The organism is Streptomyces sp. NPDC005811, from assembly GCF_040630405.1.
Classification (GTDB): Bacteria; Actinomycetota; Actinomycetes; order Streptomycetales; family Streptomycetaceae; genus Streptomyces.
Genome location: NZ_JBEXXK010000009.1, coordinates 1 through 21,621, shown reverse-complemented (window position 1 = coordinate 21,621; position 21,621 = coordinate 1). Strand labels below are relative to the sequence as shown.

The window sequence follows — 21,621 nt, the reverse complement described above, 5'->3', positions numbered from 1 at the left end:
GTTGAAGAGGAATCAGTTGAAGAGGAATCGCGTGTTCAGCCGGCCGTCGCGGGCTCCGCGGACGGGGCGCGGCGCGGGGCTAGCCGGTCCAGGTGGACCAGGACCGTGCCGTGGAAGCGCTGGACGGCGTCGTCGACGCTGCGGATGAAACCCGACTCCGCGTTGCCCCGGCTGCTGCCCATGCCCTTGAAGAGGGTGAGCCGGAACCCGGTGATCCGCGCCCCGTTCCTCGGCAGCAGGTCCGCCGGCTCCGGGCGGAGCCGCTCCAGGGTGCCCCGCGGTCCTCCCGTGCCGTCCTCGACCAGGGTCTCCACATGCAGGTCCGCCGGTGCCTCCGCCAGCCGGCGCACCAGCCGCTTGGCCCAGCTCAGCGGGTAGCCCTGCTCGGGTGCCGGGATCTCGACGGACGTGCGCAGCCGGCCGGTGCGCAGATCGGCGCCCACCGCGAGGACACCGGGCGCCCCCTCGATGCGCAGCTCCGCCCACAGCCGGCCCTCGGCGCAGAGTTCGTCGGCCGCCCGGGCCCGGCGCTCGCCGGGATCGGTGCCGCGCCGGGCCCGCTGGACGGGCAGCACCTTCTCGCCGAGTTCGCCGCCGAGCCCCAGACACACCTGGCGGACCAGCCGCTCCCAGCTCTCCACGACCTCCAGGGCCCGTGGATCGCCCTGGCAGAGGGTCTCGTCCTCGATGCCCTTGCGCACGGGGACCCAGGCGGCGCCCATGTTCTGGAAGCCGTGGCAGCCGGAGTTCTCGTGCTGGAGGTAGTGCAGGAGTTCCTGGAGCAGCCAGGCGTGCGCGCTGTTGCCGACGCCCTCGTGCCGGATCAGCAGCTGCGCCTGGTGGGCCACCTCGGCCCAGGAGAGGTGCCGCATGGCCACCTTGTGCTTGCGTCGCCCGTCGATCTTCACGTCGACCAGCGGACTGCCTTCGAGGGCGACGTCGTTGGAGAGGGTGATGACGGCCTCGTAGCCGCGCCGTGCGGCGATGTCCATGTAGGCCTGTACCTGCTCGGACCGGAGCGGGTTGCCGTTCGTCTTCGTCTCGACGAGCGCGGTCCACAGCTTCCCGGCCCGTTCGACGCGGATCACGCCGTCGGGGCGGCGAGGGGTGTCGCCGTGCGGCAGCGACACCTCGGTGAAGGTCTCCATCCGGCCGGCCGGTGCGCCGAAGGCCGCGGTGAGCCGCCGGCCGAACTCCGGGACCTGCGCCATCACCGACAGCAGCACCGAGGTGGCCCGGGTCTCGCGGTCCCGGTCGCTCTTGAGCGCGGAGACCGGGAAGAGGCGCGCGTCCCTCCAGGAGTCGTTCTCCGCGAGGGACTTCTTCGCCGTCCTCGGCAGGGTGACCTTCTTCTTCGCGGTACGGGGCCGGGTGCCGGCCCGGGCCGGACCGGCGTCGTCCCCGGCCGCGCGGGGCGCGGGCACCGCCGGGAGGGCGTCGGCGGCCGGGGGCGGCGGGGCCTGCTCGACGGCGGGTGCGAGGGCGGATACGGCGGCGTCCGCGGCGTGGGTCTCGTCGTTCTCGTCCGGCTCGGTGTCCGGCTCGGTGTCCGGCTCGGTGTCCGGGCCCGCGTCCTCGCCGGCGTCGTCCTCGATGTCGACGCCGAAGTCGGTGGCGAGGCCGGCCAGTCCGGTGTCGTATCCCTGGCCGACGGCGCGGAACTTCCATTCCCGCGCCCGCCGGTACAGCTCGCCGAAGATGAACGCGCTCACCGATCCCGCGTCGTCGATCGCGAACCGCAGCAGTTCCTCGCCGCTGCCGTCGGCGAGCGTGAGCCGGAGGTCGTCCAGTTCGCCGAAGCGGGCTCCCTCGTAGCGGCTGGCCGCGACCACGATCCGGTCCACGTCGGCCGGGATCGCCGTCAGATCGAACCCGATCCGGTCCTCGTCGCCCTCCCCCGCGGGCGTCTTGCCCAGGAGCTGCACGCTGCCGTCCGTGGCGACCGGGTGGTTGTAGAAGTAGAAGTCGGTGTCGTCGCGCACCTTGCCGTGCGCGTCGAGCAGGAGGACGGACACGTCCGCGTCGCCCTCGCCGGTGGGACTGGTCCACCCGAGGCTCACCATCACCGCGTCGACGTTCTCGCTCAGCGCCGCCAACCCCACGTTGGCGCCCTTGACCATCTCGTGCACAAGCCCCCCTGCGGCCCCCACCGATGTGACCCGCGACACATGTCACGCGCGGTGCGACTCTAGTGCCAGGAGGGGCGATCCCGGGGCGATCCACCGGAAACGGGGACGGGGCGGGGTCGGGGCGGGGACGGGGCCTGGCGCGGGGTACGGCGACGGCCGGGAGGGCCGCCGCCGTGGGGAGCCCGGGGCGGTGGTCGCTCAGAGGCCGTAGCGGCTCTTCAGGTGGCGCCAGAAGTCCCGGAACATCCACTTGTCGAAGTCGGTGATCTGGGTGGCGGTGCCGGCGTTCATGAGGAAGCAGCACTGGCCCGTGGGGGTCCAGTCGTAGAAGTCGTCGAGGCCGAAGGTGTGGCCGACCTCGTGCAGATAGATGTGGATGTTCTCCTGGTCGAGGGTGGAGGTGAAGTACTCCTGGCCGACGCGCTGGCCCCAGTCGCCGCCGGCGCCGCCCTGGAAGCCCTTGGTGAGCCAGAGGGACTGGTCGTAGTGGCGGGCGGTGCCGCCGGGGCAGCGGGAGTAGTTGCCGTCCTGGTGGAAGAAGCGGCCGCAGTCGGGGGCGCACTGCGGGGCGCCTGCCGCGTCGAGGACGTTGGTGTAGACGTCGACGGAGGTGTCGGTCCACTGGAGGGTGGAGCGGTTCTTGACCGCCCAGCCGACGATGTTCACCGGGACCGTGGTGTACGGCCAGTTGTCGTAGGCCCGGCCGTTCTCCGTCTGGGCCGCCATCCACTTCGCGAACTGCTTCTTCAGGGCCGTGTGGATCCGGTCGCGCAGGGCGGTGCTGACGGGGGCGTCGGACTCCCAGCGGACGCAGTAGTTGATGCTGCCGCGGTTGGCCATGACCTGGTCCCAGCCGTAGTTGCGGAAGCCGTAGAGGTCCGGGTAGGTGGACGAGACGTGGTTCCAGACCTCGTTCAGGGGCTGGACGAGGGCGGCGGGCGGGTTCCACTCCTCGGCGGCCTCGGCGCGCGGCGCCGCGACGCCGGTCGCGTGGAGGAGGGCGGCGAGGGCCGCGAGGACGGTGAACAGTCGTGCCAGGTGCCTGGGGCGCGTGCGGTGCCTGCGGTTTCTGCGCATGGTTGGCTCCTTGTGGGGGGAACGGATGCGCGTACGGGCCGTTCAGTGGTCCGTCGCCGCCGACCGGCCTCCGGGTTGCCGACCCCGGGCTCGTAGCATCACGGGATGGCTGAGTGGAGGACGCGGCAGGCGACCGCGGCGGATCTGGAGGCCGTCGCCGAGGTGCGGGCGGTGGCGATGCGCGCGGATCTGGAGCGGCTCGGGCGGTACGACGAGCACCGGGTGCGGCAGCGGCTGCGGGACGCCTGGATGCCCGCGCACACGCTGGTCGTCGAGGGGGCGGACGGCGCGGTGGTGGGGTGTGTGGCGCTGCGGCCGGCCGGGGACGCGGACTGGCTGGAGCACTTCTATCTCGACCCGCGGGTGCAGGGGCGGGGCATCGGGACCGCTCTGCTGGAGCGGCTGCTGGAGGACGCCGACCGCGACGGGCGGCGGGTGCGGCTGGACGTCCTGAGGGGCAGCGCGGCCCGGCGGCTGTACGAGCGGCACGGTTTCGTGTGGGAGCGGGAGGACGCCGTGGATGTCTTCCTGGTGCGCGAACCGCGTCCCCGGTACGAGTGGTTCGCGGGTGATTCCGGGTTGCCGGGGGAGGGCGGGCGGTCATCCTGAACCGGTGCCCCCGTCAGCGATCAGCAGATTTCCTCATCATCGCCCCCTCGGCTCCCGGAGCCCCCGTCGTCCCTTCCTGACGCTCCTTCTGGCCGCGCTCGTCCTGCTCGCCGGGCCCGCGTGCGTCCGCGACGGGGAGTGGGCGGCGGGGGTGCCCGACGGGAAGGCGGCCGGCGGGCCCCCGCCCTCGCCCTTCGGGGCGTACGTCGGCTACGGCTCGGAGGGGGTGCAGCGGGTCTCCGAGCTGGACGGCTGGCTGGGACCGGCCACGCCCCGGGTCGGGCACGCCTATCTGGCGGGGGACCACTGGGGCCATATCGAGGGGGAGCCCGGCGATCTCCAGCACTGGGCGCAGTGGCGCCGGGCCCGCGCCGACCGGCTGTTCGTGCTGAACGTGCCGATGCTGGACCGCGCGGAGGCGCATCTGTCCGACCGCAGGGTGCGCAAGCTGCTGCGCTACGGGGCGGACGGCGCGTACGACGGGCACTTCCGTACGCTGGCCCGCCGGCTGGTCTCGCTCGGCATCCCGGACACCGTGCTGGTGGTGGGCTGGGAGATGAACGGGATCACCTACACCCACCGCTGCGGGCCCGATCCCGAGGCCTGGAAGGCGTTCTGGGTGCGGATCGTGGAGACCATGCGGTCGGTGCCGGGGCAGCGGTTCCGGTTCGAGTTCGCGCCGAACCGGGGGCGGGACGCGATTCCGTGGCCGGCCTGCTACCCGGGCGACCGGTACGTCGACGTGATCGGCATGGACGCCTACGACCAGCCGCGCGGCATGTCCTTCGACGAGCAGGTCCACGAGCCGTACGGCCTCGCCGAGCACGTGCGGTTCGCGCGGGCGCACCACAAGGCGTTCTCGTACCCGGAGTGGGGACTGTTCCGCAACGGCGACAACCCGGCGTACGTCCGCGGCATGCTCACCTGGTTCGCCCGGCAGCGGCCGCTGTACCAGACGATCAGCGACTACTGCCCGCACGGTGTGTGGCAGTGCCCGGCGAATCCGAGGTCGTCGCAGGTGTACCGCAGGCTGATGGCGGAGCCGTTCGACTGAAATCCGGCGGAGAACGGGCGGGTGTCCGGCGGCGTGCCGCGGCCCCCGCCCCTCACCGGTCCGATGATCATGCAATGCGACGAGAACACTCCCTCGCTACGGCGACCGCCGGGCTGTCCGTCCTCCTGGTCCTGCTCACCGCCGTACCGTCGGGCGCCGGAGGCGACGACAAGAGAGACCACAGGAGAAGCGGCGGCGATCCGGTCGTGGTGGACCCCTCCGGCCGCACCGGCCACTGCCCCGTCGCCCGGCGCGGCCGGGAGCCCCACCACCGCACCGGCGGCCCCTGGACCGCGCCGACCCGCGGCTACTGGCTCTCGGCCGGGTACGCGGCCAAGGGCGAACGCTGGGCCCACCGCCACACCGGACAGGACTTCGCGGTCCCCGCCGACACCCCCGTGCACTCCGTCGGACCGGGCACCGTCGAGGCCACCACCTGCGGCGACGGCTTCGGCAACCAGGTGGTCGTCCGGCACCCCGGCGGCTTCTTCACCCAGTACGCGCACCTCTCCCGGATCGACGTCCGCCGCGGCGACCGCGTCTTCCCCGGCACCCGGCTCGGCCTCTCCGGCGCCACCGGCAACGTCACCGGCCCCCATCTGCACTTCGAGGTGCGGATGACGCCGTACCCGGGCTCGGCGGTGCCGCCGCTGCCGTGGCTGCGCACGAAGGACGTGGACATCCGGCCCGACAGGTGAAACACCGTGGACAGCGCCCGCGCCCCTGCCCCATGCTCCGCGCATGATCCGAGCCGCCACCGCCGACGACGTCCCCGAGATCCGCGCCCTGATCCGCGAACTCGCCGCCTACGAGAAGGCCGAGCACGAGGCCCGCGCCACCGAGGAACAGCTCCGGGAGGCCCTGTTCGGGGAGCGGCCCGCCGCGCACGTCCTGATCGCCGAGGACGACGCCTCCGGCGCGGCCGTGGGCTTCGCCCTGTGGTTCCCCCGGTTCTCGACCTGGACCGGCACCCGGGCCATGCACCTGGAGGACCTCTACGTCCGCCCGGACGCGCGGGGCGCCGGTCATGGCATAGCCCTGCTCGCCGCCCTCGCGGCGACCTGCGTCCGCGAGGGCTGGGAGCGATTCGAGTGGTGGGTGCTGGCCTGGAACGAGCCGACGGTCGACTTCTACACCTCGCTGGGGGTGGAGTTCCTCGACGAGTGGCGGATCTGCCGGCTCACCGGGGAACCCCTGGCGGCTCTCGCAGCCCGCTGAGCTCGTCCGGGTCGACCTTGCAGGAGGTCGGGGATGCGGTCACATGTGGTGGGGGCTGCCCCGCCGACCAGGGGCAGCCCCGCGTACCGCCGGGGGCGGGTCCGGTGCCGGACGCCTGCCATGACAGCGCCGACCGAGGGTTCGGCCTGTCGGCCCCCGGCCCGTCCCGGCCCCGGGCGGCACCACCAGGCTGCCGCGCCGACCGTGCCGCGCGCACTCCGGTGCGCGGAAGATCGGTACACCTACCCCACAGGAGACCGCCGCCGTTCTACCTACGTACGCCTACGGCCCCGTCACCGTCGCCGGGATCTCGGTGCGGGAGGTGATGCCCAGCTTGGCGAGGATGTGTTCGACGTGGGCGTCCACCGTGCGCTTGGAGATGACCAGGCGCTCGGCGATCTCCCGGTTGGACAGCCCGCGGGCGACCAGCGCGGCGACCTCCCGCTCGCGGCGGGTGAGGGAGTCGGCGGGGCGGACGGGACCGCGGGGAGCGGGGGGCCGTACGGGGGCCGCGGGGCCTTCCGGCACCTCCGCGTCCGCACGGACCGCCTCCAGCACCTCCTGCCCCGACATCCGCGCCCCCGTCTCCCGCCACCGCTCGAACGCCTCCGGGCCGAGCGCCGCCCGCACCGCCCGCTGCACCTCCTCCTGCTCCTCGACCAGCCGGGGCAGCAGCGCCACCGGATCCCCGCTCAGCCGGCGCGCGTTCTCCGCGTACCCGAGCAGCCAGCAGGCCCGGACGGGCCGGCCGCCCCGGGCCGCGTGCCAGGCCAGGCCCAGCGCGGCCAGCGCCGCCACCAGCACCTCCCCGATCTCGCTCACCGCCTCCAGGCCCCGCCGCAGACACGCCTCCCCCTCGGCGTCCTCACCGGCCAGCATGTGGATGACGCCCTTCGTCGTCACCGTCGACGCGTACAGCTGCCGCTCGCCCCACTCCTCCAGATACGACAGCCCCGTCGCGCACAGCTCCAGCGCGCCCGCCGGGTCCCCGAACACGGCCCGCAGCAGGGCCGCCTCGTAGTGCACGACCCCGATCCCCAGCCGGTCACCGGAGGCGACGATCCGCAGCCGGGCCGACTCCACCTCGGCGAGCCCCTGCTCCACCGCCCCGCCGAAGGCCGTCATCGCCCCGAGGTACGCCTGCGCCGACAGCTCCACCCGCGACTCCCCCACCCGGCGCGCCACCTCGTGCGCCCGCGGGAAGCGGTCCAGCGCCGTCTCCAGATCCGCCGTCCACACCCCGAAGATCCCGGTCATCAGCAGCGCCCAGGCCCGCTCCGGACAGTCCTCCGCGACCGGCTCCAGCGCCTTGTCGATCCAGTGCCGGCCCTCCGACAGGGTGCCCGCCGCCCGCCAGTACGGCCCGAGCCGCGTCGCCAGCCACAGCGCCTCCACCGCCCGCCCCGGCTCCGCGCACCCGTACTCCAGGGCGGCCCGCACATCGGCGATCTCCTCCCGCACCGCCCGGTGCAGCGCGACCTGCGCCGGACTGAGGAACTCGTCCCAGAACCGCGCCACCAGCCGCTCGTAGTACGCGAAGTGCCGCTCCCGTACGGCGTCGGCGGCGCCCTCCACCCCGGCCGGGCGCCCGGCGCCGTACTCCCGGATGGTGTCCAGCAGCCGGTAGCGCCCGCCGTCCTCCCCGATCCGCTGCACCACGGACTTGTCGACCAGCCCGATCAGCGCGCCCACCACCTCCGCCCGCGGTAACTCCCCGCCCCCGCACACCGCTTCGGCCGCCGACAGCTCGAAGGAGCCCGCGAACACCGACAGCCGCGCCCACAGCAGCCGCTCCTCGGCGGTGCACAGGTCGTAGGACCAGTCGATGGCCGTCCGCAGCGTCTGGTGCCGGGTCAGCGCGGTACGGCGGCCCCCGGTCAGCACCTCGAACCGCCGGCCCAGCCGCGCCACCAGCTCGGCCAGCGGCACCGCCCGCAGCCGTACGGCGGCCAGCTCCAGGGCGAGCGGCATACCGTCGAGACGGTCGACGAGCGCGAGCGTGCGAGGCCGGTCGTCCGCGCCCAGGGTGGTGACGGCAGCGGCCCGCAGCAGAAACAGCTCCAGCGCGTCGTCCCTGCTCAGCGGGGCGATCGGGACGCAGTGCTCGCCGGGCACGTCGAGCGGCTGGCGGCTGGTGGCCAGCACCGTCAGCCCCGGCGCCTCCCGCAGCAGGATGTCGCAGAGCATCGCGCACGCGTCGACCAGATGCTCACAGGTGTCCAGCACCAGCAGCATCCGCCGCTCCCGCAGATGCTCCACCACCGCGTCCAGCGGGGTCATCCCCGGCTGCTCGGGCAGCTCCAGCACCCCGGCGAGGGTGGCCGGCACCAGCTCCGGGTCGTGCAGCGCGGACAGCTCCACCAGCCAGACGCCGTCCGCGAACCGCGCCGCCGAGGCGCCGGCCGCCCGGAGCGCCGTACGGCTCTTGCCGACACCCCCCGGGCCGACCAGGGTGACGAGCCGGAAGCGCCCCACCGCGTCCTTGATCAGGGCGAGTTCCTCGGCCCTGCCCACGAAACTGGTGATCTCCACGGGGAGTTGCCCGCCGCGCCGCTGACCGAAGCCGAATCCCATGCCACTCCCGCACACGCTCTCCACCGATCCACCCATCAACCATCACAGCGTAAGCACATGATCGCCGAGCGTGAAGGGTGCGTAGGTGTCACCGGGGAGGGCGACGGGCCTCGAAAATCCGCGCGAGGGATGACGACCGTGCAGGACACTGCGGATGCCACGCACGGGGGAGGGGGAGCGGGAGTGAGCAGACGGCGCTATGTCGCCCGGGGCGTTCCGGGCGGCTACCGCATCTGGGACAACCGGCGCCGGGGCTACTGGGGCGACTTCTACGAGCTGTGCCCGGACGACCTGCTGACCGCGCTGAACGCGGGCGCCGAGCAGGCGCGGATCGTGGAGCTGATGCGCCGGTACAAGAAGGCGCGGCGCTGACCCGGCCGGCGTCCCCGGTGCTTCCGCGCCATCCGTCCGGGTGACCCGGCATGCGCGGCGGCGCGGCCACCCGTTCACTGGAAGGAGTCCCGCGGGAGCCCCCCTCGGGAGACACCAGGAGGCGAGATGCCGCGCACCAAGGGCGTGCTGCTGGCGGCCGTGGCGGTCTGCTGCGCCGCCGGCCTGACCGGCTGCTCGGACGACAACACCCCCTCGTCGGTGTCGTCGGCCGCCAGCAAGGCCGCCAGCATCGCCGCCTCCGCGGCCGAGTCGCTGGGCGGCGAGGCGACGGCGGCCGCGTCCTCCCTGGCCTCCGTGGCGGCGTCGGCGTTCGCGTCGGCCACGGCCGAGGCGAACAAGGAGCTGGACGAGATCAAGAACGGCACCGACGTGACGTCCGACGCGAGGCTCGGCACGCCCGGCACCGACCAGGGCCGCGCCACGGTCGAGGTCACCGTCACCAACAGCGCCGACTCCACGAAGTCCTTCGCCGTCCAGGTCGACTTCACCGACAGCAGCGGCAACCGACTCGACACGGTCGTGGTCACCGTCTCCGACGTGGCCGCGGGCAAGACCGGCACAGCGACGGCCCGCAGCAACCGCGACCTGTCCGGCACGGTGAAGACACAGGTGGCGCGGGCGGTGCGGTACTGAGAGGACCCCCGCCCGAGGACCTGAGGCGCCGTCATCCGCCCGGCGTGCGGGAGGCCGCGCCCGGGCGCAGAATAAGAAGCATGGGACTCGTTCGGCCCGCGTGAGTCACGCGGCCCCGGCTCCGGGTCCCCGCGCTGGGGACTCGTGGCCCATCACCCCCGTTTTCAAGCCCTCTTCCAAGGAGGGATCCCCCATGCGCCCCACGCGCCACGTCTGCGGCATCCTGCCGCCGTTCGTCCTCGAGAAGCTCGCCGAGTCCGACGATCCGCACGTTCGGGAGGCCGCGCAGAACACGCTGGCCGTCGAGGCCGACTTCCGGCAGAACCGGATCGAGACGCCCAGTCTGGTCTCCCCCGCCGCGCCCACCGAGTTCGTCCTGGACCGGACGCTGTACGACACCCACCACACCCTCGCGCTCCCCGGCGACCTGGTCCGCCGGGAGGGCGGCGACCCGTCCCTGGACGGCACGGTCAACCGCGCGTACCAGAGCCTCGGTCTGACCTTCACGCTCTACAAGGAGGCGTACAGCCGGCACTCGATCGACGACGCCAATCTGCCGCTGGACTCGACGGTCCACTACCGTCGCCGTTTCAACAACGCCTTCTGGGACGGCGAGCGGATGGTCTTCGGCGACGGTGACGCCGTCGTCTTCAACGACTTCACCATCTCGGTCGACATCATCGGCCACGAACTCACCCACGGCGTCACGCAGTACACCGCCGGTCTCGTCTACCAGGACCAGTCCGGCGCGCTCAACGAGTCGATCTCGGACGTCTTCGGCTCGCTGGTCAAGCAGTACGACCGGCACCAGACCGCCGACCAGGCCGACTGGCTGATCGGCGCGGGCCTGTTCACCCCGCAGGTGCGGGGGCAGGCCCTGCGGTCCATGAGGGAACCGGGGACCGGGTTCGACGACCCGCGGCTGGGCGGCAAGGACCCGCAGCCCAGCCATATGACCCACTACGTCGAGGGCGACGCCGACAACGGCGGGGTGCACATCAACTCCGGCATCCCGAACCACGCCTTCTATCTGACCGCGGTCGCCATCGGCGGCTACGCCTGGGAGCGGGCCGGACGCATCTGGTACGAGACGCTCACCTCCGGGGGGCTCTCCGAGAACTGCGACTTCCAGCAGTTCGCGCAGGCGACGCGGGACACGGCCGAGCGGCTCTTCGGCACCCGGCTGGAACTGGAGTCCGTGGTCAAGGCCTGGTCCGACGTCGGTCTGAGCGTCCACTGAACCGGCGGCGCCATGCACATCCGGCTGATCAGGAGCGGGGGACTGCTCGGTGTGCCCCGCCGGGCCGAGGCGGACACCGCCGCCCGGCCCGACGGGGCCGCGCTCGAAGAGCTGGCGTACGAGGTCCTCTCCGCGGCGGGCACACCGGCCCCGTCCGGGCCCGGTGTGCCCGATGCCTGCCACTACACGCTGACCGTGGACGACCAGAGTCCGGTGGAGTTCACCGACCCCGGCCTGACCGAGGCACAACTCCGGCTGGTGGAGCGGGTGTTGGGCGAGGGGTTCTGAGGAGGACGCATCGAGAAGGGACAGCGCAGGGATCGAGCGGGGATCGCACACGGGTCGAGTAGGGCACCCCTCGGCTGTTGAGTACGCGTACTCAGGAGCGGGCGTCCGGCTTCCCGCAGGCTGGTTCCACAAGCCGACCTGAGGGAGTCCACCGTGAGCAGCAAGTCCACCGCCCGTCGCCGTGTCCGCCGCGGTCTGGGTCTCGCCCTGGTGGCCGCCACCGCCGCCGGGCTGCTGTCCGCGTGCTCGCTCTCGTTCCAGGACGCGATGTGCAGCGACGGCGAGTACCCGGCCCTCGCCGTCAACAGCAGCGGCGGCCAGTGCGTGAAGGACGGCCAGGAGCCGCCGGAGGGCTGGGTCCGCTACCCGGAGGGCAAGGTCCCGGAGCACGTCGGCGACCAGTGGGACGAGTACTGGACCACCCACACCGTCGACGAGAACGGGAAGATCGTCCCGCTCCCCCCGGGCCAGTGATCAGGAAGAGGGAGCAACTGCCCTTCCCAGAGGATCTCTTGACCGGGATTGACGACCCGTTGACCAGTTCTCTGCCCAGTCCGGGGCAGATCGCGGGCGAGACCTGACGGGACCCCGGCCTAGATTCGTTTCATGTCCATGCCACAGCCGCGGAGGGCCGCCACCCTCCCCGTCCTGCCCTACCGCAAGCCCACCAAGGGCCGTGACTACTGGGTCCTGGACGACGTCCTCCCCGCCGACGGCATCGCCGCGATCCGCGAGCGGTGCCTCGCCAAGGACGACTGGGTCCGCGGATACCCGTACACCTCCGAGAGCTGGCCGGGACTGCGGACCATGCCCGGCCTGGAGCCCGACGAACTGGCCCGGGTGGAGCGGCAGGTGCGCAAGGCCACCGGGGCGCGGCGGCTGTGGGTGCAGCAGGCGCCCGGGGGCGGCACCCTCAACCACAACTGCGTGCAGGTCGTCGGCGAGGGCGAGAGCACCCCCCGGCCGCACTCCGACTCGCGCGCGCTGTGCCGGTACGCGGCCGTGCTGTACCTCAACCCGGGCGTGCCCAAGGACTGCGGGACCAGCTTCTACCGGCAGTCGCTGCCGGGCGGGCGGCTCGGCGGCAATGTCGTCCAGGCCCCGCACCACAACCTCGTCGAGGCCCTCGGCACCCGGTTCGTCGCCCCGGACGCCTTCGAGGAGGACGTACGGGTCCCGCACCGCGCGGGTCGGCTGCTGCTCTACCACGCCAACCTCGTGCACAGCGCGACCGGTTACTGCGGTACGACGCTGGAGGAGAAGCGGATGACGGCGGTCTTCTTCTGGATGGCGTGAGCCGGCCATTCCCGTGCGGGCGTCAGGCGACCTCCGCGAGGGCGGGGTCGGCACCGGCCAGCCGGCGGACGCCCGCCGCCGTGCACACCACCGTGTCCCCGAGCCGCACCCCGAGCCGGCCCGGCAGCAGGACACCCGCCGCGACCCGGACGCACATGCCGGGCGTGAGGAGCTGGGTACCGCCCGGGGCGAGATACGGCGGCTCGTACGGGGTGACGCCGAGGCCGTGACCGGTGGCCGGGAGGGCGTCGCCGCCGTGTCCGGCGGCCGCGAGGACCACGCGGGCCGCCCGGTCGGGCTCCGCGCACGGCACCCCGGGGAGCATCGCGGCCAGGGCCGCCTCCCGGGCCGTACGGACGAGGTCGTGCAGTCGGCGCAGCCGGTCCGGCGGTGGTCCCACGTGGACCGTGCGGGTGAGGGCCGAGGCGTAGCCGTCACGGCGGCCGCCGAGGTCCAGGACGACCGTGTCGCCGGGTTCGATCCGGTGCTCGCCGGGCCGGTGGTCCGGGTCCGCGCCATGGGCCGCGGCGGCGACCCGGGCCCGGTCGACGCGGTCGTGGCCGTGGGCGCGCAGGAGGCCCGCGAGGTCGGCGGCCAGCTCGGACTCACGGCGGCCGCTGAACCGTACGGCGAGGACGGCCTCGTACGCGGCGTCCGCGGCGGCGGCCGCGGCCGCGAGCCGGGCCGTCTCCTCCGCGTCCTTGACCGCGCGGAACAGGGGGAGGGCGGTGGACAGCGGCCGGTAGGTGGTGAGGGGCAGGGCCTCCTCCAGGCCGAGGAGGTGGACGGACCAGGTGGCGTCGCCGATGCCGTAGTGGCCGTGCGGGAGGAGCAGACCGGCCGCGGCGGCGTAGGGGTCCTGGCCGTCGGCCCAGGCGGTGAGCCGGACGGCACCGGCGGCGGGGCCCGCCGAGGCGTCCGCGAGGTCCCGGGCGGGGAGCAGGAGGCGGGGTTCGGTCTCCGGGGCGAGCACGAGCAGGGTGAGCCGGTCCGGGGCGGTGCCCGGCCGATGCCCGCACAACCAGCCCAGATCGGGCCCGGGCGTCACGAGCACCCCGGTGAGCCGGGCGGCGGCGGCCTCCCCGGCGGCCCGCCGCAGCCGCCCGGCGTAGACCTCCGGGGCGAAGGGAGCGGGCGCCTGGTTCTCCGGCCCGGCCCGGTACTGCGGCTCGTGGTCGTCGGGGGTCATGTCTCCCATTCGAACCGGTGGGCGGCGGGGAGGGCGGATGGGGAGGGCCGTATGGGTGCAGGGAGGCGTGGTCGGCCGGTCGGGATCAGCGGGTCGGGATCAGCCGGTCGGGATCACCTCGTCGCCCAGGGCCACCCGTCCCGGACGCCGTACCGCGAAGTACGCGCCGAAGACGACCCCGCCGCCGTCCGCCCGGCGGTAGTCGGCGAGGGTGCGCAGCGGCTCGGGGCCCGCGCGGCGGCCGGTGGACTGGTCGACCAGGGTGACGGCGCAGCGGACCGTGAGCTCGGTGAGGGCCAGTTCGGTGCCGGCGACGGTGAGCCGGGGGGTGCCGTCCTCGGTGTGGGGGGCGGTCCAGCCGTCGACGACGAGGTTGGGGCGGAAACGGGTCATGGGCAGCGGGGCGGCGCCGCGGGCGGCGATGCGCCGGTTGAGGGCGTCGAGGCTGGCGCGGGAGACGAGGTGCAGGCGGGAGGCGCTGCCCGCGGAGGTGCGGACCAGACGGCTCGGGCGGCCCAGGAACCGGGTCAGCCAGGCGTCCGCGTCGGGGCCTGGCCCGGTCACCGTGAGCGGCTCGGTGTCCGGCGCCCGGAGCGTCAGCCCGCCGTCGTCCCGCGCCTGCGGGGCGATCACCGCGAGCCGCGGGTCCGCGCCCTGCCAGCGCAGGTCGCCCCGGTCGTCCGCGACCGCCCAGGCACGGTCGCCGAGCAGCCCCTCCGGGGTCACCGCCGCCTCCGTGAGCGCGACCCCCGCGCACCCTTTCACCGGGTAGTACGTGATCCCGACGACGTTCGCTCGCATCGGCTCCCCCTCGCGAAGACCTGGTTCGGACCCAGTTCAGACGTCAGTTTTTGATGGGAACTCATACAGCAGCAAAGATTTTACGAAGCGCATAGAGTCGCGGCGGCTCTTGATGCGTACTCCAGTGCGTCCGACCCCCCGCCGGAGTCCTACCGTCGGCGGACCCCCGACCGGGCAGGAGGAACGGTGCAACTCTCGCGGAACGCGATGGGAACTCTCTTCGTGGGTGGCGCCCTGGCGCTGACTCTGGGCGCTCTGGCCTACCCCTCGATGCTGGGGCTGGACACGGTGTCGACATCCACCGACAGAGTCATCGCGAACACCCAGTGGGGCCCCCTGACCGAGGGCGACCGCGACTTCGTGGTGAAGGTGCGGGCCGCCGGTCTGTGGGAGTACCCGGTGGGCCAGATCGGTCTGCAGAAGGGGACGAGCAAGGCCGTCCTCACCGCGAGCGAGCACCTCATCGACGGTCACGCCGCCCTCGACATCACCTGCCGCAAGATCGCGCCGATGCTGAACATCACGCTGCCCAACGTGGCGAGCCCCCAGCAGGAGGGCTTCGTGACCCAGCTCAAGGGCGATTCCGGTGCGCAGTTCGACACCGACTTCGCCAACATCCTGCGCATGACGCACGGTTCCATCTTCAACACCGTGGCGAAGATCCGGTCGACGACGAAGAACTCCCTGGTGCGCGCCCTGGCCGACCAGGCCAACGACACCGTCCTCGACCACATCACGGTGATGGAGAAGACCGGTCTGGTCGACTTCGACTCGACGCTCTTCCAGCAGACCACCGCGCCCAAGCTGCCCAAGACGGACCTGACCCCGCCCGCCCCGGCCGCCGGAGCGCCGGAGGTCGTCCTGACCCCGCCGCCGAACGCCACGTCCACCCCGGTGGACATCGACGGCATCGCGGGCGGCGCGGCCAACTCCACCGCCGGCGCCGCCGCGAACGCGGGCACGGGCGGCTAGGTGTATTGATCACGAGCGTTGTTGACGCGGGCCCGTCTTGATCGTCGCGAAGGCCCCCCGTGTGTGGTGGAGGTGTCGAATCTTCACCGCACGGAGGCCTTCGTGTCCCGCCGTAATGCCCCGGCTGACCGTTCACGGCAGGCGGCTGCTAGTCGAACGTGTCCGCTCCGGCCGTCCCGTCGCCCACGTTGCAGCGGAGATGGGCATCTCACGTCCCACAGCTCACAAGTGGATCCGGCGCTGGCGGTCCGAGGGCGAGAGCGGAATCATCGACCGTTCCAGCCGTCCGCACAGGGCTCCGCATCGGACCGCGGCAGCCACCGGGTCGCATGTGTGCAGGCTTCGGCGGGACCGCAAGCTGGGCCCGGCACGTATCGGACCGATCCTGGGCCTGCCCGCCTCCACCGTGCACCGCATCCTCACCCGGCACGGCCTGAACCGTCTGGCCTTCCTGGACCGGCCCACCGGGCAGGTCATCCGCCGCTACGAACGCGACCGGCCCAGCGAGCTCGTCCACGTCGACGTCAAGAAGCTCGGCCGGATCCCCGACGGTGCTGGGCCGCCAGGCCGGCCGGACCCACGCAGCGGCGTGGGCTTCGACTACGTCCACTCCGTTGTCGACGACCACACCCGCCTCGCCTACAGCGAGACCCACAGCGACGAGAAGGCCACCACCTGCGCCGCCTTTCTCCGCAGGGCCGCAGCCTTTGCGTGAGCGTGGCAGGCACGGGCCCCTGGATGGGGAACGGGAGTTCTCGCATCGAATGCGTGACCTTCGCCGGTGGTGGTCGTTGGGTGTGGTGACGGATTTCCGCGACACCGGTTGGGGGGTGAAAGGCGTGGGCGGACTGCGGGAGGTGGCGGCGCCGTTCGTGGTGCCCGGACCTTCGGGGGTTTCGATCCGTAGCCGACTCAAGGGCCTGACCGCCGGGGACGAGGAGGTTCTCCGCCTGGTCGGCGACCTGCTCGGCACGCTCGCCTCGCGTGACCTGAAGGCGCGGTGCGCGGCCGGGCTGCAGCACGACAGCGAGCGGTGGGCCGAGCGCAAGCGCACGCTCACCCAGGAGTCGTCCTCGCGCTGGGCCGGGTCGATCACGAAGGCCACCCACGACCAGTGGGCGCTGGCCCGGCGCGGCCAGCTCGCGCACCTGCAGAGCCTTCAAACCGGGATCGAGACGATCACCCGCCGGCTGTCCCGGCCCGTGGGCGAGAGGGGCACCAAACAGACATCGGGCGGCTACCGCAGCAGGCAGGAGTGGTTTGCCAAGTCCCGCCGCCTGCACGTGCTCGAAGACCGGCTTCAGGCGGTGCGGGCCGACCGTGAGGCCGGGGTCGTGCGTGTGGTGCGCGGCGGGAAACGGCTGCTGAACACCCGCCACCACCTTCGGGAAGCGCAGCTCACCGAGGAGCAGTGGCGCACGCGGTGGCGCGCCGGGCGCCGTTTCCTCGCCGCGGACGGCGAGTCCGGCAAACGGTTCGGCAACGAGACCATCCGCGTCACCCCCGACGGCGACATCTCCCTCAAACTGCCTGCGCCGCTGGCACACCTGGCGAACGCACCGCACGGCCGGTACGTCCTCACCGCGAAGGTGTCGTTCGCGTACCGGGGTGAGCAGCGGGCCGACCGCGTGGAAGCCAACCGGGCTGTCGCCTACCGTATCCACGAAGACGTGGGCCGGGGCCGCTGGTACCTGACCGCGTCGTGGACGCTCCCCCCGGTCCGGACGGTGCCGCTGGAGGCGGCCCGCGCCGGTGGCCTGATCGGCGTCGACACCAACGCCGACCTCCCCCACGCTCGGCTTCGCTCGCGCGGGCGGTGCCCCCACGGCCGCCTGGCGCCTCGACGCACACGGCAACCCGTGCGGCGAACCCCGCAGGTTCTTCTACGACCTGTCCCGCACCGCCGCCCACCGCGACGCCCAGGTGCGGCACGCCCTGATCCGCCTGCTGCACTGGGCTGCCCGGCACAGACTGAACATCGCGATCGAAGACCTCGACTTCGACACGGAGAAAACCCGCGAGAAGCACGGCGGTCGGAAGCGGTTCCGCAAGCTCATCAGCGGCATGCCCGTCTCCAGGCTGCGGGCGCGACTGGTCAGCATGGCCGCTGAGCTGGGGATCACCATCGTCGCGGTCGATCCCGCCTACACCTCCAAGTGGGGCGCGCAGCACTGGCAGAAGCCTCTCACCAGCACGAAGCGGGCCACCACGCGGCACGACGCCGCGAGCGTGGCGATCGCAAGGCGCGCCCTCGGGCACCGTATCCGGCGACGGACGGCACCGCCCCACACCCACCAGAGCGATGGGTGCGGGCATCGGACCGCCCAGGCCGGACACGGCGCCCGGGGGCGTGAGGAACGCCGCCCCCGCATTCCCGGACCACGGACCCGATCCGATGGCGCTGGGGGCGGAGTGAAAGCGGCCGACCAGTGTGCCCAACACCGTTCGGGGCACGCGGCTGAGCATGGGTTCTGGCAACAGGACTCACTACCGCTCAGTCTTTAAGGAGCGGTACACCTGGTAGACGACTGCCACCAGTCCGGATTGCGGGCGGAGAAGTCGGTCACGCACGGAAGTCTGTCCAGGTTGCCGGGAAAGCGAACCCTCGGACGGTCCGGAGGGGATCGTTCCACACGTGATGAAGTCGTGATGCAAACTTGAACTGCCTTGGGTTTATCCCCGGTTGACAGCGATCTGGCAGGCGAACGACGATGGGCGCACACTGTGGCGCCTGTGACCCGAGGGCCCCCTGTGTCTTCCGACCCACTCTGATCTGACCAATCAGCCCTGGCATTGCCCTGGCATTCGCCAAGAACCGGCATCGCCAAGAAATGGATACGCATGTCCATAGCGAGACGTGTCACCGTGCGCCGCCTGCTGGGGACGGGCGCCGCCACGCTCACCCTGTGCGCCGCCTCCGTGGCCGCCGCCTCCGGCGCCTTCGCCAACTCCGGGCCCGGCGGCGACGGCTGGAAGTCGGGCGGGCACTACCAGCCCGGCACCGGCGCGGGCACCGAGACGGGGACCGACCGCTGCCAGTTCTCGCTCGACGGCAAGAACTTCTTCGACTCGGTGCGCGTCGACGACCAGAACCTCAAGCCGACCCAGGACGGCAAGGTCCACATCTCCGTCCGCACGGCGGGCGACGCGAGCACCTGCACCGCCTCCCTGGCCTCCTACCTCGCCCACGGCGCCACCTTCGGCACCTCCGGTGAGCAGGTCTTCGTCGACTTCGACACCGTGACGGTCAAGCCCGGCCAGACCGACACCCTCGACATCGCCGTCCCCGACGCGGGCTGCTACGCCCAGATCGACCTCTACCGCGGCGCGGTGAAGTTCGACGGCAAGCTCGACGCCAAGGACGGCTTCGTCCACGGCGACCTGCCCAAGGGTCCGGACCGCCCGGTCATCAAGGACAAGCTGATCGCGGCCTGGAACGGCGGCACGAAGGACTGCACGTCCACCGAGCAGCCCCCGTCCTCCCCCACCCCGTCGGCCCCGGCCGGGGGCGGCGACTCCTCGCCGTCGCCGTCGCCGTCCGAGTCGACCCCCTCGGACGAGTCGTCCGAGAGCGCGTCGCCCTCGCCCTCCGCCTCGGAGTCCACGTCGACCGAGTCGGCCACGCCGACCCCGTCCGGCTCCGAGTCGAGCAGCACCCCCGCCACGGGCGGCAGCACCGGCGGTGGCGGCGACCTCGCCGAGACCGGCGCCAGCAGCAACACCCCGCTCGTCGCGGGCGGAGCCGCCGCGCTCCTGGCCGGCGGCGCCGCGATCGTGGTGGCCACCCGCCGCCGCAAGGCGACCCGCGCCTGACGCAGGCTCGCTCCGGCTTCTCCGGTACGTCCGCCCCGGCACCCTCGTGGTGCCGGGGCGGACGTGCGTTTTCCGTAGTCCGCTACGTAGTTGCCACGATGCCGTGACGCGACCGCCCGGGCGAGGATGCGTGTTCCCGTGCATTCCCGGCCGGAGCGAAAGGACATCGCCTCGATGCTTCCCTGGATCATGTGGTCGGTCATCGTGCTGGCGCCGTTCGTCGTCGGCGGCACGCTCGCGGCCCGCACCCTGCGCCGGGCGCGCAAGGCGGACCGGGCGATCACCGTCCTGGCGGGAGATCCCGGCTGGAGCCGACTGGAACGGGGCCCGGACGGAGCGGAGTGGGCCGGCTACGCGGGCCACTTCCCCTGGCTGCTGCGCACCCGGCACGGCACCGGAGCGACCGGCCCCCTCGACGGGCACCGGGTCACCGTCGCCCGGCGCTGGGAGACCTCCGGGCGCCGGGACGTACGGCACTGGCTGATCGTGTGCTTCGAGGCGCCCGGCGACCGCCCCGCCCTGCGCCTCGAACGCGCCTGGAGCGCGGCCAAGCTCGGCCTGCGCGCCCCCGACGGCGTCCCGTACCTCCCGGTGAGCGCGGACCCGGCGGGGACGGCCGAGCGGTTCCACGCCTCCGGGCTGCCCCGGCGCCTGATCCGGCTCGCCGGACCCGCGGTCTCGGTCTCGGCGGACGGGGTGTGCTTCGTCCACCCGATGCCCGACGTGACGAGCATGGACGCGCTCCTGGAGGAACTGGCCGCCCTGATCCCGGCCCTCACCGCCCTCGCCCACGCCTCGTCGGCACCCGAGGGCCACCCCTAGGGCCTGTCCGCGCCCCGCTCCACGGTCTCCAGATAGAGCCGCACGTACCGCTCGACGTCCACGTCCAACCCCACGTCCACCAGGGCCTGTTCCCTCACCCCGTGGTGGGTCTCGGACTCGCCGTGGCGGGGGCGGCGGTCGACGATCGTCTGGCCGCGGGTCGGGCCGGGGGCGAGGGAGACCTCCACGGGGAGCGGGCGGGTGGTGAGTCCGGCCGGGTCCACCACCGCGCAGACCGCGCCCGCGTCACCGAGCCCCCCGGCGGACTCGTCGGCGCCCGCCTCCGGCGCGGAGGGGCGGTGGGCGAGCAGGTCACCGGCGAGGCGCGTGCCCGGTTCCGCGCTCGCGCGCAGCCGCCGTACGTCCTCCCCGGGGACCACCACCCGCTGGAACACGTCGAGCCCGTACATCGTGATCGGGACCCCGGCGGTCAGCAGGACCGCGGCCGCCTCCGGGTCGTGCCACACGTTGAACTCGGCGACCGGGGTGGCGTTCCCGACGGCGACCGCGCCGCCCATGAACACGATCCGTTCGAGGTTGCGGGTCACCTCGGGGTGGGTGCGCAGCAGCAGCGCGATGTTCGTCAGGGGCGCGGTGGGGATCAGCGTGACCGGGCGGGGCGAGGCGAGGATCTCGCGGCGCAGCAGGGTCACCGCGTCCACGTCGACGGGCCGGCGGGCCGGGGCGGGCAGGCCGGGGATGTCGCCCATGCCGTCCTTGCCGTGCACGGTCGCCGAGCGGGCGGGCTCGATCAGCGGCCGCTCGGCGCCCCGCGCCACCGGGACGTCCCCGGCGCCCGCCATGTCCAGCACCGTCAGGGTGTTGCGGACCACGCCGTCGACGTCCGTGTTCCCGGCGACACAGGTCACCGCCCGCAGATCCAGCCCCGGATGCCGTACGGCGAACAGCAGGGCGAGGGCGTCGTCGACCCCCGTGTCACAGTCGATGATCACGGGGACGGGCTGCTGATCACGATCGGCCATCCGGCGACTCCTTCGGATCCTTCCGAACCCACTCGACCAAGTCGGTCACACCCGACACACCCGACCTTATGCGGGCCCACCCGGTCCGCACCCGGATCCCCACCCGGTCCGCGCCCGGATCCGCGGCCGGCCCGCACCCGAGTCCACGCCCGGTCCGCACCCGGGTCCGCGGCCGGGTCCGCGGCCGGTCCGTGCCCCGTCCGCACCCGGTCCGCGCCCAGTCCGCACTGGTCCCCACCCCGTCCCCGCCCGGGTCCACGCCGGTCCCCACCTGGTCGGCACCCGGCCCGCACCGGTCCGCACCCGGCCCGTACTGGTCCCCACCCAGTCCCCACCCAGTCCGCGCTGGTCCCCACCCCGTCCCCAGCCGGGTCCACGCCGGTCCCCACCTGGTCGGCACCCGGCCCGCACCGGTCCGCACCGGTCCGCACCCAGTCCCCACCGGTCCCCACCCCGTCCCCACCCGGGTCCACGCCGGTCCCCACCTGGTCGGCACCCGGCCCGCACCGGTCACGGTGCCGGGGCTCGGC

The 21,621-nt window shown here is 73.1% G+C and carries 19 protein-coding genes and 2 pseudogenes; 15 read left to right on the top strand and 6 right to left on the bottom strand.

Annotation, left to right across the window (positions count from 1 at the left end):
• Nucleotides 1-35 precede the first annotated feature (35 nt).
• Together ABZ490_RS11835 and ABZ490_RS11830 are read right to left on the bottom strand one after the other, a co-directional pair.
• Entirely contained in the window at nt 36-2,129 is a 2,094-nt protein-coding gene (locus tag ABZ490_RS11835; RefSeq protein ID WP_358988109.1) for a TerD family protein, read from the bottom strand.
• Between the two features lie 198 nt (nt 2,130-2,327).
• Nucleotides 2,328-3,206: a hypothetical protein gene (locus ABZ490_RS11830; RefSeq protein WP_358988106.1), complete on the bottom strand. Its 879-nt coding sequence runs from the start codon at nt 3,204-3,206 to the stop codon at nt 2,328-2,330.
• Nucleotides 3,207-3,311: 105 nt separating this feature from the next.
• Between ABZ490_RS11830 and ABZ490_RS11825 the strand changes: the two genes are divergently transcribed.
• The 4 genes from ABZ490_RS11825 to ABZ490_RS11810 all read left to right on the top strand — a co-directional run bounded on the left by ABZ490_RS11825 (nt 3,312) and on the right by ABZ490_RS11810 (nt 6,087).
• A complete protein-coding gene (locus ABZ490_RS11825; protein ID WP_358988103.1) occupies nt 3,312-3,815 on the top strand; it encodes a GNAT family N-acetyltransferase in 504 nt (167 codons plus the stop codon).
• A gap of 151 nt (nt 3,816-3,966) precedes the next feature.
• Nucleotides 3,967-4,869: a glycosyl hydrolase gene (locus ABZ490_RS11820; RefSeq protein WP_358988519.1), complete on the top strand. Its 903-nt coding sequence runs from the start codon at nt 3,967-3,969 to the stop codon at nt 4,867-4,869.
• Nucleotides 4,870-4,943: 74 nt separating this feature from the next.
• Nucleotides 4,944-5,567 carry a M23 family metallopeptidase gene (locus tag ABZ490_RS11815; RefSeq protein WP_358988100.1) on the top strand — a complete coding sequence of 208 codons (624 nt, stop codon included), beginning with the start codon at nt 4,944-4,946 and terminating at the stop codon, nt 5,565-5,567.
• A gap of 43 nt (nt 5,568-5,610) precedes the next feature.
• A complete protein-coding gene (locus tag ABZ490_RS11810) occupies nt 5,611-6,087 on the top strand; it encodes a GNAT family N-acetyltransferase (RefSeq protein WP_358988097.1) in 477 nt (158 codons plus the stop codon).
• Nucleotides 6,088-6,369: 282 nt separating this feature from the next.
• Here the strand turns inward: ABZ490_RS11810 and ABZ490_RS11805 are convergent, their stop codons facing one another.
• Complete coding sequence (locus ABZ490_RS11805) at nt 6,370-8,661, bottom strand: LuxR C-terminal-related transcriptional regulator (RefSeq protein WP_358988094.1); 2,292 nt, start codon at nt 8,659-8,661, stop codon at nt 6,370-6,372.
• A 183-nt stretch (nt 8,662-8,844) separates the two neighbouring features.
• On the opposite strand from ABZ490_RS11805, the gene ABZ490_RS11800 reads away from it, so the two are divergent.
• The 6 genes from ABZ490_RS11800 to ABZ490_RS11775 all read left to right on the top strand — a co-directional run bounded on the left by ABZ490_RS11800 (nt 8,845) and on the right by ABZ490_RS11775 (nt 12,511).
• On the top strand, nt 8,845-9,033 hold the full coding sequence (locus ABZ490_RS11800; RefSeq protein WP_358988091.1) for a hypothetical protein: 189 nt from the start codon (nt 8,845-8,847) through the stop codon (nt 9,031-9,033).
• Nucleotides 9,034-9,159: 126 nt separating this feature from the next.
• The gene (locus ABZ490_RS11795; protein ID WP_358988088.1) at nt 9,160-9,687 is read left to right on the top strand and encodes an FxLYD domain-containing protein; all 528 of its coding nucleotides are present in this window, start codon (nt 9,160-9,162) and stop codon (nt 9,685-9,687) included.
• A gap of 193 nt (nt 9,688-9,880) precedes the next feature.
• Nucleotides 9,881-10,927, top strand: a complete 1,047-nt coding sequence (locus ABZ490_RS11790; protein ID WP_358988085.1) for a M4 family metallopeptidase — start codon at nt 9,881-9,883, stop codon at nt 10,925-10,927.
• A gap of 12 nt (nt 10,928-10,939) precedes the next feature.
• The gene (locus ABZ490_RS11785) at nt 10,940-11,215 is read left to right on the top strand and encodes a protealysin inhibitor emfourin (protein ID WP_358988081.1); all 276 of its coding nucleotides are present in this window, start codon (nt 10,940-10,942) and stop codon (nt 11,213-11,215) included.
• A 153-nt stretch (nt 11,216-11,368) separates the two neighbouring features.
• Nucleotides 11,369-11,689 (top strand): hypothetical protein, encoded by a 321-nt coding sequence (locus ABZ490_RS11780; RefSeq protein ID WP_358988078.1) that lies wholly within the window; start codon nt 11,369-11,371, stop codon nt 11,687-11,689.
• 132 nt (nt 11,690-11,821) lie between these two features.
• Nucleotides 11,822-12,511 carry a DUF6445 family protein gene (locus ABZ490_RS11775; RefSeq protein ID WP_358988075.1) on the top strand — a complete coding sequence of 230 codons (690 nt, stop codon included), beginning with the start codon at nt 11,822-11,824 and terminating at the stop codon, nt 12,509-12,511.
• Between the two features lie 22 nt (nt 12,512-12,533).
• Here the strand turns inward: ABZ490_RS11775 and ABZ490_RS11770 are convergent, their stop codons facing one another.
• Complete coding sequence (locus tag ABZ490_RS11770; RefSeq protein WP_358988072.1) at nt 12,534-13,700, bottom strand: Xaa-Pro peptidase family protein; 1,167 nt, start codon at nt 13,698-13,700, stop codon at nt 12,534-12,536.
• 99 nt (nt 13,701-13,799) lie between these two features.
• Nucleotides 13,800-14,501: an MOSC N-terminal beta barrel domain-containing protein gene (locus ABZ490_RS11765; RefSeq protein ID WP_358988069.1), complete on the bottom strand. Its 702-nt coding sequence runs from the start codon at nt 14,499-14,501 to the stop codon at nt 13,800-13,802.
• Between the two features lie 207 nt (nt 14,502-14,708).
• Between ABZ490_RS11765 and ABZ490_RS11760 the strand changes: the two genes are divergently transcribed.
• The 5 genes and pseudogenes from ABZ490_RS11760 (at nt 14,709) to ABZ490_RS11740 (ending at nt 20,108) form a co-directional block, all read left to right on the top strand.
• A complete protein-coding gene (locus tag ABZ490_RS11760) occupies nt 14,709-15,473 on the top strand; it encodes a DUF4142 domain-containing protein (RefSeq protein WP_358988517.1) in 765 nt (254 codons plus the stop codon).
• Between the two features lie 115 nt (nt 15,474-15,588).
• Nucleotides 15,589-16,173: pseudogene (locus ABZ490_RS11755) on the top strand (leucine zipper domain-containing protein); the annotation flags it as partial.
• 139 nt (nt 16,174-16,312) lie between these two features.
• A pseudogene (locus ABZ490_RS11750) lies at nt 16,313-17,978 on the top strand (IS200/IS605 family accessory protein TnpB-related protein).
• Nucleotides 17,979-18,314: 336 nt separating this feature from the next.
• A complete protein-coding gene (locus tag ABZ490_RS11745; protein WP_358988066.1) occupies nt 18,315-19,286 on the top strand; it encodes an LAETG motif-containing sortase-dependent surface protein in 972 nt (323 codons plus the stop codon).
• Between the two features lie 174 nt (nt 19,287-19,460).
• Complete coding sequence (locus tag ABZ490_RS11740) at nt 19,461-20,108, top strand: hypothetical protein (protein WP_358988063.1); 648 nt, start codon at nt 19,461-19,463, stop codon at nt 20,106-20,108.
• Here ABZ490_RS11740 and ABZ490_RS11735 read toward each other — a convergent pair.
• Nucleotides 20,105-21,091 carry a nucleoside hydrolase gene (locus ABZ490_RS11735; protein WP_358988060.1) on the bottom strand — a complete coding sequence of 329 codons (987 nt, stop codon included), beginning with the start codon at nt 21,089-21,091 and terminating at the stop codon, nt 20,105-20,107. The two genes, ABZ490_RS11740 and ABZ490_RS11735, sit on opposite strands and share 4 nt — an antisense overlap.
• Nucleotides 21,092-21,621: the final 530 nt, after the last annotated feature.

Coding starts and splice junctions, on each gene's coding strand:
- ABZ490_RS11830 (WP_358988106.1), bottom strand. CDS start 3,206: ATGCGCAGAAACCGCAGGCACCGCACGCGCCCCAGGCACCTGGCACGA.
- ABZ490_RS11825 (WP_358988103.1), top strand. CDS start 3,312: ATGGCTGAGTGGAGGACGCGGCAGGCGACCGCGGCGGATCTGGAGGCC.
- ABZ490_RS11815 (WP_358988100.1), top strand. CDS start 4,944: ATGCGACGAGAACACTCCCTCGCTACGGCGACCGCCGGGCTGTCCGTC.
- ABZ490_RS11810 (WP_358988097.1), top strand. CDS start 5,611: ATGATCCGAGCCGCCACCGCCGACGACGTCCCCGAGATCCGCGCCCTG.
- ABZ490_RS11805 (WP_358988094.1), bottom strand. CDS start 8,661: ATGGGATTCGGCTTCGGTCAGCGGCGCGGCGGGCAACTCCCCGTGGAG.
- ABZ490_RS11795 (WP_358988088.1), top strand. CDS start 9,160: ATGCCGCGCACCAAGGGCGTGCTGCTGGCGGCCGTGGCGGTCTGCTGC.
- ABZ490_RS11790 (WP_358988085.1), top strand. CDS start 9,881: ATGCGCCCCACGCGCCACGTCTGCGGCATCCTGCCGCCGTTCGTCCTC.
- ABZ490_RS11785 (WP_358988081.1), top strand. CDS start 10,940: ATGCACATCCGGCTGATCAGGAGCGGGGGACTGCTCGGTGTGCCCCGC.
- ABZ490_RS11775 (WP_358988075.1), top strand. CDS start 11,822: ATGTCCATGCCACAGCCGCGGAGGGCCGCCACCCTCCCCGTCCTGCCC.
- ABZ490_RS11770 (WP_358988072.1), bottom strand. CDS start 13,700: ATGACCCCCGACGACCACGAGCCGCAGTACCGGGCCGGGCCGGAGAAC.
- ABZ490_RS11765 (WP_358988069.1), bottom strand. CDS start 14,501: ATGCGAGCGAACGTCGTCGGGATCACGTACTACCCGGTGAAAGGGTGC.
- ABZ490_RS11760 (WP_358988517.1), top strand. CDS start 14,709: ATGGGAACTCTCTTCGTGGGTGGCGCCCTGGCGCTGACTCTGGGCGCT.
- ABZ490_RS11745 (WP_358988066.1), top strand. CDS start 18,315: ATGTCCATAGCGAGACGTGTCACCGTGCGCCGCCTGCTGGGGACGGGC.
- ABZ490_RS11740 (WP_358988063.1), top strand. CDS start 19,461: ATGCTTCCCTGGATCATGTGGTCGGTCATCGTGCTGGCGCCGTTCGTC.
- ABZ490_RS11735 (WP_358988060.1), bottom strand. CDS start 21,091: ATGGCCGATCGTGATCAGCAGCCCGTCCCCGTGATCATCGACTGTGAC.